Genomic DNA, 12,656 nt, shown 5'->3' with positions numbered 1-12,656 from the left:
CGGATGATCGACGTTCTTTTCTTCGGGGTCGGCTTGCTCGCCCTCGCGGTCGGAATCTGGCGCGTGGTCCGCGCGCGGCGTACTGGTGCGGGCGCGGGTCTGGCGACCAGCCTGATCGCCCTCGGCGTCGCGTTGTGCTTGCTCGCCGACAGCGCGCAGGCGATCGAGAGCCAGCTGTACCCGAGCCTAGGCCGGCTGCTGTCGAACCTCGCGACGATGGTGGCTGCGTACGGCATCGAGGTGACTGTCGCGGAGATCGGTGGCGTGGCAGAGCGTCGACGGCGCGCGCGGCTTGGGGCGTTGATTGTCGCGCTCGTCGTTCTCACTGCGTCGTTCTTCGCGACGCGCGGGCTGCCGATCGGTGTCGGGCTCTTCGACGAGCTGTACCGGTCTAATCCGTCACTGGTCGTATACATCGTTGTCTACACGCTGTATCTGGGTTTAGCGGTCGCGGATATCGCGGTGGTGTCGGCAGGCGCGGTACGCGCGGGTACCGGCGCGCTGCGAGCCGGGCTGGGCATCATGCTCGTGGCTTGTGTGTTCGCTTTCGCTTATCTAATCGGGAAGATCGTCGATCTGCTCAGCGATCTGACTGCCGAGCATCCGGTCACGAAGCTGTGTCGCGGCGCGTTTTCGACGGTTCGGTGTTCGCTCGCGGTCGGCTTTCCGGCGGTTTCGGTACTGCTGATCGTGGTGGGGCTGACGGTGCCAGCGATGCCTGCGCTGGGGCGGGCGGTGCGCGACGCGCGGACGCGGGCGGTGCTTCGGCCGTTGCGACAGCACCTGGCTTCGCGGTATCCGGATGTCGTCCGTCTCGATGACGCGTCGGGGACCGGCCGGGAACGGCTGCTGACCATGATGAGCGAGATCAACGACGGGCTGCTGCTGTCCGGCGTCGGTCCCGAGCTGTCGCCGAGCGCGGCCGCGCAGATGCTGCGCAGCTCGGCCTCGGCGGTGCCGGACGAGTCGGCGGAACCGTCTGAGGAGACCGCTTTCGCGGCCGACGTGGCTCGGCTGCGCGCTATCGCACAGGCGTTCCGAGCGGAGCCGACAGCCGGAGCTGCCAACCCTGTTCAGTGAGCACCACGAGGTGCAGCGTTTCCGCGCGGACGGTGATCGGCAGCGCGGCGCGTGCCCGTTCGGCGACCTCGGCGCGCTGGTCGTCAGTGCCGCCGAGGGCGATCGTCAGGTGGGCTGGCGGGTGCGCCCCGAAACGGCCGCCGTACGGGGGCACGTCGGGCCAGTGATCGCACACGGCGTCGGCGAGGGGCTGCAGCGCCGGCGTTGCCGCGGCGACGAATCCGGGCGCGACGACCAGGTCGGTCAGCTGCACTTCCGTTACCGGGAAGCTCGCGGCGAGCTGCCGGACGTCGGCATCGGTCCGGTCGGTGAGCCGGTCGGCGGACAGGAACGGGTACAACGCGGTGACGTGCGGCGGAAGGCCGGGCCGGACGAGTCCGGGGTCGACGGCCGCGGCGGTTTCGAGCAGGACGGCGGCGGACGGGAGCGTGACGACGAGCGCGCTGGTTCCGGGCGTGGGCACGGCTTCGATCCTGCCGGACCGCTCCCGCCGCCGCACCGGAAGGGCCCTCCCGCGCCGGAGGGGAACCGGAAAGGAAAGGCAACCCTTTCCTTTCTGCTTCTTTCGGGGAATTCCGCTTAACCGAACCCTAAGTCTTCCCCAAGTCCGCCGACGGCGATTCTTCGCGGTCCTACACTCGGTGGATGAAGATCGTCCTATGGACCGCATTGTGCGGATTGTGCGCCGTCGCCGGCCACGTGCTCCTGGGCGTCGTGGCAGGTTTCCTTCTGCTCGCTTGTGTTCCGCGCCGTCCCGCTCCGGGGCGCCCGGCACCCGAAAGAGAATTGATCAGCTCCCGCGGCTGACTTTCCGGGGGAATTGCCCCGGAAATGCCGCCCGGCGGCCGGCCTCGCCCTCCTCCCGGCCGCCGGCGTCCCGGAATTGTCGGTGCCGTGCGGTACAACGGTGACCGGCGAAGAGGGAGGGAACGATGCATTACGTCGAACACGGTTCCGGCACGCCGGTGCTGGCCGTCCACGGCTGGATGCCGGACCACCGCCTGATGACCGGCTGTCTCGAGCCGGTCTTCGCGCGGCGGCCGGGATTCCGGAGGATTTACCCGGATCTGCCCGGGATGGGCGAGTCGCCTGCCGGGTCCGAGCGCGGGTCGGACGACCTCGTCGCCGCGTTGGAAGACCTGGTGGACGACCTGATCGGCGACGAGCCGTTCCTGCTGGTCGGGGAGTCGTACGGCGGTTACCTGGCGCGGGGGCTGGTGCGCGCGCGGCCCGCGCAGGTCGCCGGTCTCGCCCTGGTGTGCCCGGTCGGCCGCCCGGTGCCGGTGCTGGAGCGGGACGTGCCGGACCACGAGGTGCTGCGCGCCGATCCGGAGCTGCTGGCGAGCCTCGATCCGGCGGAGGCGGCGGAGTACAGGGAGATCGCGGTGGTCCAGTCCGCGGAGACGCTGGCGCGTTTCCGGGCGGACGTCGCGCCCGGGCTGGCGGCCGCCGACCGGGGCGCGCTGCGGCGGATGCTGGCGGGGTGGCCGTTGTCGGCCGATCCGGAAAGCGGTCCGGCGTACCGGAAACCCGCGCTGATCGTGTGCGGTCGGCAGGACGCTTCCACGGGATTCGCGGAGCTGTACGGATTGCTGGGGCACTATCCGCGGGCGAGTTACGCGGTGCTCGACCGGGCGGGGCACAACCTGCAGTTCGAGCAGCCGGTGTTGTTCGAGGCGTTGCTGGAGGAATGGCTGGACCGGGTCGTGGAGGGGAGTGATGCGTGAGGTTCGCCGGGTTCGGGGCGTCGAGTGCCTTTCGGCGATTCCTTGGGAGGCAAGCGGTTCTGCGCCGCCGATTGTCCTCGCCGGTTGGATGCACGGTGAGCTGACGGGGTCGGCGCCGGACGACGCGGGTCGCCGAGTGTTCACCGCAGCGTCGTTGAAGAGGGGTGCACCGACGGTTAGCGTCGGCGCGACTTCTTTGCTGCGGAGGTAGGCATGTCCACTGGGGAACTCAACCGGCGCAACCTGTTCCGGGCTGGCGGGGTCGTGGCGGCGGGAGCGGCGATGAGCATGCTGCCGGGCGTCTCGTTCGCCGAGCCCGCGCCCGGCGCCGGGCAGCAGACGAAGACCGTCACCGGCACGTTCCGGCCGGACGTGCCCGACTGGTACTACCTCCCGGTCGACGTGCCGCGCGGCGTGAAGCAGATCGACGTCGTCTACTCCTACGACAAGCCGTCGGTGCCCGCCGGAACGCGCGGAAATGCTTGCGACATCGGGATGTTCGGCCCGGAAGGACACGAACTGGGCACGCGCCGCGGCTTCCGCGGCTGGTCCGGCGGCTTCCGCGACCGGTTCTCGATCAGCGCCGCCGAGGCGACGCCCGGTTACCTCGCCGGACCGATCACGCCCGGCCGCTGGCACGTCATCCTCGGCCCGTACACGGTCGCGCCGCAGGGCTTGAACTACCGCGTCGACGTCACGCTGACGTTCGGCCGCGACACCTCGAAGCCGTTCCAGCCGAACCCCGCCCCGCAGACCGCACCCGCGCGCGACCGCGGCCGGTCCTGGTACCGCGGCGACTCCCATCTGCACACCGTCCACTCCGACGGCAGGCGCACGCCCGAGCAACTGGTCGCGGACGCGCGGGCGGCCGGTCTCGACTTCATCGTGTCCACCGACCACAACACGTCCAGTTCGCAGCTGGTGTGGGGCAATTACGCGACCGACGACCTGCTGATCCTGAACGGCGAGGAGGTCACCACGCGGTCCGGGCACTGGCCCGCGATCGGCGTCCCGGCCGGCACGTGGATCGACTGGCGCTACCGCGCGTCCGACCCGCGCGACTTCCGGCGGTTCACCGACCAGGTGCACCGGGCGGGCGGTCTGGTCACCGCCGCGCATCCGTTCGCGAACTGCTTCGGCTGCACCTACGAATTCGCGTACGAGATCGCCGACCTCGTCGAGGTCTGGAACGGCCCGTGGACCGCGGACGACGAAGCGAGCGTCACGCACTGGGACGGCCTGCTGCGCGGCGGCCGGTGGATCCCGGCGATCGGCGATTCCGACGCGCACAACCCGGACCAGACCGTGGCGCTCCCGCACACGGTCGTCCAGGCGGACCGGCTCGGCCGAGCCGAACTGCTCGCCGGGCTCAAAGCAGGCCGGTCGTGGCTCGCCGAATCGAAGGACGTGCAGCTCGAGTTCTCGGTCTCCGGCGCGGGCCGCACCGCGGGCATCGGCGGACGACTTGTCGCGGGAACCGGAACGCCGATCGAGGTGCGCGCCGTCGTTCGCGGAGTTCCCGGCACGACCGTGAACTTCCTCGACCAGCTCGGCCCGGAACACAGCGAGACCGTCCCGGAGTCCGGCACCGCGACTGTCACGTGGACGACGTACCCGCGCTACAGCCGCTGGGTCCGCGTCGAGGTGCGGCGTCCGTCGGGCGGCCCGAAGACGACGACGCCGAACGCCATGGTCGCCATGTCGAACCCGATCTTCCTGGGCGCGCCCGACGCCGGCTGACCCGACCCGACCGTCTCGCGACCGGGACGCCCGGGCAGACTGTGCACTTAAAGTGGGCAGTGGGGAAGGGCGGGCACGGGTGCGCGGGTGTGGCGTGCGAGCGGCGATCCTGGCGGTCGTCGTGGCGCTCGCGGCGGTGGTCGTCGTGGTCGTCATGTTCTCGAGCAGTGACGAGGTGAAGACCCCCGGCTGCACGGTCGCGTTGCCGAAGGGACCGAACGACGCTTCCGCACCGCAGTACACGCTGCAACCGGAACCGATGAACAACGCCGCGATCATCGCCGCCGTCGGCGTCAAGCAGGGCCTGCCTTCGCATGCGGTCACGGTCGCTCTCGCGACGGCCTTGCAGGAGTCGAAACTTCGCAACCTGAGCGGCGGCGACCGGGATTCGATCGGCCTGTTCCAGCAGCGCCCGAGCCAGGGCTGGGGCACGCCCGATCAGCTTCAGGACCCGGTCTATTCGGCGACGGAGTTCTACAAGAAGCTGGCGAAACTCGACAACTGGCAGACGATTCCCATCACCGAAGCGGCGCAGGCGGTGCAGCGCTCCGGCGCCCCCGACGCGTACGCCCAGTGGGAAGAGGAAGCCACCGCGCTGACCGGCGCGCTGACCGGCCAGTACCCGGCGGCGCTGACCTGCCGCAACCTGACGCTGAACCCGCCGGCGAACCTGGTGACAGTCGCGAACGCCGAACTGGGCACGGCGCGCCTGAGCGGTGCGCACCCGGCCGCGGAGGGCTGGCGGATCGCGAGCTGGCTGGTCGCGCGCGCCGCGAAACTGGGCGTGGACCGGGTGAGCTTCGCCGGCCAGACGTGGACGGCGGACTCGGGCGCGTGGGCCGCGGACGAGAAGGCCGGGCAGAATCTTGCGCTGCACCAGGCACCGGCCGCGCCGCCTAGCTCGGGCTGACCGGCGGGCCGTCTCGACCGAGCCTCAGCCGGTCGCGGTCGCGGTGGCGAGAACTCTGCGCATCAGATCGAAGACAGACAGCACATGGAGCCCCTCCTCGTGCAGGGACCGCAAGGCGGGGTCCACGCCGGGGTCGAGCGCCGCGGCCTCCTCCCACATCGCACGCTCCGCGGCGCGCCACTGCGGACGCTCCCGAACGACAACGTCGGCGAAGCCCGCGGCCGCGAGGCCAGCTTCGGTGTCGACCGCCCGGATCCGCGCCGGGACGCGCTCGTCCGCGCGATCGACCGCCTCCCAGGTCGTCAGCGCGACGCGTCCGCCCGGACGGAGAACCCGGCGCATCTCCCCGAACGACTCGGCCGTCGCCTGGAACTGGATCGCGTCGACGCACACGACCGCGTCGACTGACCCGGGCGGCAACGCCGTGGCGGCAAGATCGCCGAGACGGAACTCCGCGTCCACCGAGCTGAACTGGCCAGCCAGCGTCCGAGCCTGGTCGATCGCCGACTGCGCGAAGTCGACACCGGTCAACCGGGCCCCGGTTCGCGAAGCGATCTCAAGGCCGGTGCCGCCGCGCCCGCACGCCAGATCCAGCAGCCGGTGCCCAGGTGCGAGCCGCAGAGCCTCGACGACTTCCGCGATGCCGTCCCAGGTGAGCAGACTGGTCGACAGCAGTCGCGGCGGCAGCCCCAGACGCCGCTGGTGAATGTCATCGTGGGCGACGCTGCCTCGCATATTCGAGTACCACTCGTCGAAGTCCTCCGCCGACATCGCCGATCCGGAACTCACCGCAGTCCTCCCCGAACCAGAACACAGTTCCCGTCGCTGGAAGCGTACGCAGGAAACGCGGACCGGCGGCACGAAACAAGATCGGGTGCCCATGGACGCTTATCCATGACGACCGTCGCAGATGCTCAACACGCGTGGCCGAGATTCCTGCCCGAGTGCAGCCGGACAGGAGGAGCAATGCGCCTGGACGGAGACCTTCGGGCCTTTGCCTACGTGGTTTTGCCGGGAGCCAGGTTCACTTGATCGCCGAGTTGTAGAGCTGGGCGATGTCGTCGTCGAAATAGGCGCTGTAGGAGACGTCCGCGGTGGCGCCGCCGGTTTGGTAGCCGCCGATGGCGCCGATGACGGTGCCGGCACCGGTGTTCGGGTCCTGGTTGATCACCCAGGGGCCGCCGCTGGTGCCGTCGGGGAAGCCGGGGCAGGCGACGCGTTGCTGGTAGGTGTCGGACTGGGTGGTGGTGCCGGTGCAGACGACGGGTTGTTCGGTGCCGTCGGGGTAGCCGGTGAGGGTGATGGTGTGCGAGAAGCCCTGGTTCGTGCCCAGCTGGTTGGCGCCGGTGAGGCTTTCGAGGCTCGCGGAACCCGGCTGGGCGACCTTGAGGAACGCGAAGTCGAGATCCTGGTCGGACGAGGACTTCCACCCGTCGGCGGTGATCGAGGCGGTGACCTGCCAGGTGCCGTACGGGGCGATGCCGTCGTGGTAGCCGGGCTTGAAGGTGACGCCGGAGATGTCGCCGCTGACGCAGTGCGCGGCGGTGAGGAGCAGGTCGCCGGCGGGGCTGTGCACCACGCTGGCCGAGCAGAAGTGGTTGCCGCCGGAGAACAACGCGCCGACCGTGGGACTCGCCGTCGCGGCCGGCGCGGCGCTGGGCGCAGTGCCGGAGTTGCCGGTCGCCGCCGCGCCGGGTGCAGTGCCGGTGTTGCCGGTCGCCGTGGCGCTGGGGGACGTGCCGGTAGCGCCGGATGCGGTGTTCGCCCCCGCGCTGCGCGAATCATCGCCGGTCGAGACGGCCGGGGTGCCCGCGCCGTTCGCCTGGCTGACCGGGCTGGTGACGTCAGCGGTGTCGACGACGGCGTTGGCGCCGCCGGTCGCCACGACCGCCGCCGCCGCGCAGACGATCAGCGCTGTCCGGGAAACGTTGATTCTCACGCTTCAAGATGACCATGCCGACGCCGGTTGGGCATCCCGTGCGGCCGGATGCACAGCAACCTCACAGCGCCTGCACATCGCCTCACAGCAGGGAATTCGATCTGGCGCGCCCGAGATTTTCCACCCTGGCGGGGGTGGGTGAGCTGGCGCGCGACGAGGTGGTGGGGTGCGGCCTCGCGGCGCGCTTACATCGGGCAGGGGTTGGACTGGCCAGTCGCCTGCCTGCTGTGCCGCGAGCGAGGTGGGTGGTGTCCGTCTCTCCGTGGATTCGCATCGGCAGCGGGCGTGACTGGCCAGCTTGGGAGATTGGCCTGCCTGCTGTGCCGCGAGGTGGGTGGCGTCCGTCCCTCGGTGGATTCGCATCGGCGGCGGGGCGTGGCTGGCCAGCTTGGGGGATGGCCGGTCTGGAGGATGGGCCGGTCGCCTGCCTGCTGTGTGGCGGGGTGGGTCGCGTCGATCTCGCGGCGCGCTCGTGACGGGTGGCGTGGTGTGACTGTCCGGTCTGGGGGCCGGTCACTTGTTTGCTGGGTGGCGAAGTGGGTCGCGTCGATCTCGCGGTGCATTCGCCTTAGGCGGCGGGGTATGACGGTCAGCCCGGGGGCCGGTCTGGCTGTTGCGTGGCGAGGTGGAGGCGTCGATCTCTCCGTGGATTCGCATCGGGCAGCGAGGCGTGACTGGCCAGCTCGGAGGACTGGCTGGTCACTTGCCTGCTGTGTGGCGAGGTGGGTGGCGTCCATCTCGCGGCACAAGCGCATCGGGCAGTGGGACGGGACTGGCCAGCATCGAGGACTGGCCGGTCACCTGAAGGCGCGGCTGCCCGTGGGATTCCGCTGAACCGAGTTGGTGATCATCCGCATTGGCGGGGCGGTCTGTTCGGCCGACTGGGTCTCCTTTCGGACGGATGCGCCGAGCACCTGATTGCTCGGTCGTTGATGTGGCCGGGCAGGCCAGCGCCAGGCAGCGATCCACACGGCGGCGCTGTGCCCTAGCCGTGCCCGATCACCCGCGTGGCAGGGCGATCGGGCACGGCCAGCGTCAGGCAGTGACCCTCCCGGCGAGGCTGTCTCCCAGCCGAGTTGGAAGCACCCGTGTGACGGGGCGATCGGCTCGTCCGGCGGCAGTCGGGCCGTGCTGGGGGCGGTTCGCGGGGACTCTGCTCAGGCGGCGCCATCCGGCCGGGCTGGGTGCCCGGCCGGATGGTCATCCCTCGCAACACGGGGTGCGTGATCTGCTCGGCCATGAGTCGGGCCGATTCGGCTAGAGCCAGCGTTGGGCTCTGGCCGAATCAGTCAGTGCCGAGCCGAGTCACCCTTGTGCCGCGGAATTTCCCTGTCATCGTTACTCACCCGCCGGGGGAGTGTGGGTCACCAGCAGGGTGACGCCTGCTTCCCCGTCGCAGTCGACCATCACGGGGCCGACGCCGTTGCCGACCTTCGTGGTGAGTTTTGCCGTTGCCTTGAAGGCTTCCGGGTTCGCGTCGACGATCTTGACGTCCTTGAGGATCTGGTGCCCCGGGAAGCCGCCGATCACCTTCTTCAGGCCCTTGCCTCCGCCGCAGTTGCCGGTGATCGTGATCTCTCCGCCGGGTGCGGCCGGGTTGGGGTCGACCTTCACGATCGCCCGGGCGCCCTCGGGCGGCTGCTCGGCGGCAGGCGGCTGGGCAGCGGCCAAAGCGGTTGCGGCGACGGGGGCCGCCGGGTGCTCGCCGGTAGCCGCGGCGGCGACTCCGATCGTTCCGCCTGCGATGACGGCCGCGGCGGCTGCCGCTCCGACGACCAGGCGGCTGTGGCGCAGAACCGAAGACTTCACTGACATTCCGTTTCCCTCCCTCGACGTGTCCATTGAGGACACCGTGCGGTTCACCCCGGTGCATGGGGTTCGTCCGGATAGTCGAAGCGACCCCTGCCGCAGGTTCTCGAATCAGCAAAAAGTGACGGGGGTCACATTGGCGAAGAAAGGCTACGATGGCGGGAAATCGACGCTCGCGGGGAGTTTTCGTGACGGTGGCGGGAGAAGCGCGCGAACGGCTGAGTCCGCGGGTCGCGAAGCAGGTGCGCGATCTGATCATGACCGGTGCGGTCCGCGGCGGCGAGCGGCTGCGCACGGAGCATCTGGCGGAGCGGCTCGGCGTCAGCGCCACCCCGGTCCGCGAGGCGTTGATGGCGCTCGCGGGCGAGGGCATGGTGGATTTCCGTCCAGGGCGCGGATTCCGGGTGATCCCGGTGACGCGCCGGGACGTCGTGGACGTCTACGCGATGCAGGCCTACGTCTCCGGCGAGCTGGCCGCGCGGGCGGCGGAGGCCTTCGATCCGGCGGGGCTGGCGCGGTTGGACGATCTTCAACGCGAGATCGAGAAGACGGTCCGCGACGGCGACCTCGACGCGACCGAGCGGGCCGACTTCGCGTTGCATCGCATGGTCAATCACGCTGCCGCCGCGCCCAAGTTCACTTGGATGCTGTCGTTGACGCTCAGGTACGTGCCCTTCTCGGCGTATGCGGACATTCCCGGTTGGCCGCTCCTCGCCCGCGACGACCACGATCGGGTGCTCGCCGCGTTGAACGAGCGCAAGCCGGACGCGGCGCGGGAGGCGATGGCGGCGCACATCCGCGAGGCGGGGGACCTGCTGGTCGACTTCCTTGCGGCCCAGGGCGTCCTGGCAGCGCACTAGACAGCGGGAGCGTTTTCTATAGAATCCGGCGAGAAGGCGAGAACCTAGGTCGGAGGAGACTCGGTGGCTGAGCGCGACGTGCTGTACATCGGCGGCGAATGGGTCCGCTCGGACTCCGAAGCCGCGATCCCGGTGGAAAATCCGGCCACCGAGCAGGTCCAGGCGCACATCCCGGAGGGCACGGCCGCCGACGTCGACCGCGCGGTCCGGGCGGCGCGCGAGGCGTTTCCCGCGTGGGCCGCGACCGCGAGGGCGGAACGCGCGGAGCTGTTGCGCAAACTCCTCGACGGGCTGGCGAAACGAGCCGACGAGATCGGCGAGACGATCGCGAAGGACGTCGGCACCCCGTTGCGGATCGCGACCCGGATCCAGGCCGCGCTGCCGCAGACCGACGTGCGGACGTACGTCGATCTGCTCGGCCAGGACGAGCCGGAGGAGAAGGTCGGCAACTCGCTGATCGTGCGCGAACCGGCGGGCGTGGTCGCGGCGATCACGCCGTGGAATTACCCGCTGCACCAGATCACCTGCAAGATCGCCCCGGCGCTGGCGGCGGGCTGCACGGTCGTGGTGAAGCCGAGCGAGGTCGCGCCGTTGAGCGCGTACCAGCTGTTCGACGCCGTCCACGAGGCTGGTTTTCCGCCTGGGGTGGTCAATCTGGTCACCGGATACGGGCCGGCGGTCGGCGAGGCGCTGGCGACGCATCCGGAGGTCGACGTCGTGTCGTTCACCGGTTCGGTGCGCGCTGGCACCCGGGTGGCGGAGCTGGCGGCACGCACGGTCAAGCGCGTCACGCTGGAGCTGGGCGGCAAGTCCGCCAACGTGATCCTCGACGACGCGGACCTGGCGACGGCGGTCAAAGTCGGCGTCTCCAACGCGTTCCTCAACGGCGGCCAGACCTGCACGGCCTGGACGCGCATGCTCGTCCCGCGCGAGAAGCACGACGAGGCGGTGGCGCTCGCGAAGACGTTCGCCGAAGGGTTCACAACGGGCGATCCGTTGGACCCCAAGACGAAACTCGGCCCGCTTGTCTCCGCGGCGCAGCGCGACCGGGTGCGCGGCTACATCGAGAAGGGCATCGCGGAGGGCGCGACTCTCGTGACGGGTGGCATCGAAGCTCCTGCCGACACAGGGTACTTCGTCGCACCGACAGTTTTCGCGAACGTGGATCCGGATTCGACGATCGCGCAGGAGGAGATCTTCGGCCCGGTGCTGTCGATCATCCCGTTCGACGACGAGGAAGACGCGCTCCGGATCGCGAACAACTCCCGCTACGGCCTGCACGGCGCGGTGTGGTCCGCCGACCAGGACCGCGCGCTGGCCTTCGCGCGCAAGGTCCGGACCGGGCAGATCGACGTCAACGGCGGGGCTTTCAACCCGCTGGCCCCGTTCGGCGGCTACAAGCAGTCCGGTCTCGGCCGCGAAATGGGCCGCGCCGCGCTCGACGAGTTCACCGAACTCAAATCCATCCAGCTCTAGCGCGACCCGAAGGAGAAGACACCGTGGTCAAAGCCGTGGTCGTGCGCGAGCAGGGCGGTCGTCCGGAGGTCTGCGACATCGTGCTGCCGCCGGTCGGGCCGGAGGACGTCCGGGTGCGGATCGCCGCCGCCGGGGTGTGCCATTCCGATCTGTCCATGGTGGACGGAACGCTGCGCCCGCAGTACCCGTTCGTGCCGGGACACGAGGCGTCCGGCGTGGTCGCGGAGGTCGGCGGCGAAGTCGCGCACGTGAAGCCGGGGGACCGGGTGGTGCTCAACTGGGCCGCCGCCTGCCGGGAATGCTGGTTCTGCCTGGCCGGAGAGCCCTGGTTGTGCTCGGCGATCGAGGGCGTCACCACGTTGCCGCGCGGAGAACTGGACGGCGGGCAGCTCAACGTCGTGCTCGGCGTCGGCGGATTCGCCGAGGAAACCGTGCTGCCCGGGCGGTCCGTCGTGCCGCTGCCGGACGGGGTGCCGCTCGATCTGGCCGCGTTGATGGGCTGCGCGGTGCTCACCGGCGTCGGCGCGGTGCGCAACACCGCGAAGGTCCGAAAAGGACAGAGCGTGCTCGTGCTCGGGCTCGGCGGGATCGGGTTGTGCGTGGTGCTCGGGGCGAAGCTCGCGGGTGCCGGACAGATCATCGCCGCCGATCTTTCGCCGGAGAAGGAGGCGCTCGCCCGCGCGGCCGGAGCGACGGATTTCCTGGTGAGCGACGACAAACTCGCCAAGCAGGTGCGCGCGCTGACCGAGGGTCGTGGTGCGGACTATGCGTTCGAATGCGTCGGCGCGGCGACGACGATCCGTGCCGCGTGGAGTTCGGTGCGCCGCGGCGGGCATTGCACGGTGGTCGGCGTCGGGCGGAAGGACCAGCAGGTCGTGCTGAACCCGCTGGAGATCTTCCACTTCGCCCGCACGCTCACCAGCACCGTCTACGGCGCTTCCGACCCGGACGTCGACATCCCGGTGCTGGCCGACGAGGTCCGTTCAGGTGCGCTCAATCTGGAAACCTTGGTGACGCACCGGATTTCGCTCGACGAGGTGGGTGAGGCGTTCGACCGGATGCGGCAAGGGCAGGGCGCTCGCTCGCTGATCCGGATCGGGGACTGAAGGACCGGC

At 70.1% G+C, this 12,656-nt stretch carries 11 protein-coding genes; 7 read left to right on the top strand and 4 right to left on the bottom strand.

All coding sequences use genetic code 11. The features are described 5' to 3' along the window. Positions 1 to 3 precede the first annotated feature (3 nt). A complete protein-coding gene (locus D0D37_RS05055; protein WP_116199339.1) occupies positions 4 to 1,080 on the top strand; it encodes a hypothetical protein in 1,077 nt (358 codons plus the stop codon). Here D0D37_RS05055 and D0D37_RS05050 read toward each other — a convergent pair. Further along, positions 1,022 to 1,543: a 2'-5' RNA ligase family protein gene (locus D0D37_RS05050; protein WP_208719809.1), complete on the bottom strand. Its 522-nt coding sequence runs from the start codon at positions 1,541 to 1,543 to the stop codon at positions 1,022 to 1,024. The two genes, D0D37_RS05055 and D0D37_RS05050, sit on opposite strands and share 59 nt — an antisense overlap. 469 nt (positions 1,544 to 2,012) lie before the next feature. On the opposite strand from D0D37_RS05050, the gene D0D37_RS05045 reads away from it, so the two are divergent. The 3 genes from D0D37_RS05045 (at position 2,013) to D0D37_RS05035 (ending at position 5,457) form a co-directional block, all read left to right on the top strand. Beyond that, the gene (locus D0D37_RS05045; RefSeq protein ID WP_116199337.1) at positions 2,013 to 2,807 is read left to right on the top strand and encodes an alpha/beta fold hydrolase; all 795 of its coding nucleotides are present in this window, start codon (positions 2,013 to 2,015) and stop codon (positions 2,805 to 2,807) included. Between the two features lie 213 nt (positions 2,808 to 3,020). Continuing rightward, the gene (locus D0D37_RS05040; RefSeq protein WP_116199336.1) at positions 3,021 to 4,547 is read left to right on the top strand and encodes a CehA/McbA family metallohydrolase; all 1,527 of its coding nucleotides are present in this window, start codon (positions 3,021 to 3,023) and stop codon (positions 4,545 to 4,547) included. A 94-nt stretch (positions 4,548 to 4,641) separates the two neighbouring features. Beyond that, the gene (locus D0D37_RS05035) at positions 4,642 to 5,457 is read left to right on the top strand and encodes a hypothetical protein (RefSeq protein ID WP_116199335.1); all 816 of its coding nucleotides are present in this window, start codon (positions 4,642 to 4,644) and stop codon (positions 5,455 to 5,457) included. 24 nt (positions 5,458 to 5,481) lie between these two features. Here D0D37_RS05035 and D0D37_RS05030 read toward each other — a convergent pair whose 3' ends face one another. From D0D37_RS05030 to D0D37_RS05020, 3 genes are all read right to left on the bottom strand, one after another. Beyond that, positions 5,482 to 6,246 carry a class I SAM-dependent methyltransferase gene (locus D0D37_RS05030; protein ID WP_162834084.1) on the bottom strand — a complete coding sequence of 255 codons (765 nt, stop codon included), beginning with the start codon at positions 6,244 to 6,246 and terminating at the stop codon, positions 5,482 to 5,484. A 235-nt stretch (positions 6,247 to 6,481) separates the two neighbouring features. Further along, entirely contained in the window at positions 6,482 to 7,396 is a 915-nt protein-coding gene (locus D0D37_RS05025) for a trypsin-like serine peptidase (protein ID WP_167493495.1), read from the bottom strand. 1,338 nt (positions 7,397 to 8,734) lie between these two features. Beyond that, a complete protein-coding gene (locus tag D0D37_RS05020; RefSeq protein ID WP_116199333.1) occupies positions 8,735 to 9,211 on the bottom strand; it encodes a hypothetical protein in 477 nt (158 codons plus the stop codon). 182 nt (positions 9,212 to 9,393) lie between these two features. On the opposite strand from D0D37_RS05020, the gene D0D37_RS05015 reads away from it, so the two are divergent. The 3 genes from D0D37_RS05015 to D0D37_RS05005 all read left to right on the top strand — a co-directional run bounded on the left by D0D37_RS05015 (position 9,394) and on the right by D0D37_RS05005 (position 12,647). Further along, positions 9,394 to 10,065, top strand: coding sequence for a GntR family transcriptional regulator (locus D0D37_RS05015; protein ID WP_162834083.1), 672 nt, complete (start codon positions 9,394 to 9,396; stop codon positions 10,063 to 10,065). Positions 10,066 to 10,128: 63 nt separating this feature from the next. Then, entirely contained in the window at positions 10,129 to 11,541 is a 1,413-nt protein-coding gene (locus D0D37_RS05010; protein WP_116199331.1) for an aldehyde dehydrogenase family protein, read from the top strand. 23 nt (positions 11,542 to 11,564) lie between these two features. Then, positions 11,565 to 12,647: an alcohol dehydrogenase catalytic domain-containing protein gene (locus tag D0D37_RS05005; RefSeq protein WP_116199330.1), complete on the top strand. Its 1,083-nt coding sequence runs from the start codon at positions 11,565 to 11,567 to the stop codon at positions 12,645 to 12,647. Positions 12,648 to 12,656 lie beyond the last annotated feature (9 nt).

Origin of the sequence: Amycolatopsis circi, from assembly GCF_003385235.1 — a bacterium.
Lineage (GTDB): Bacteria > Actinomycetota > Actinomycetes > Mycobacteriales > Pseudonocardiaceae > Amycolatopsis > Amycolatopsis circi.
The sequence above is the reverse complement of the archived record's forward strand: the minus strand, read 5'-3'. Positions and strand labels throughout refer to the sequence as shown.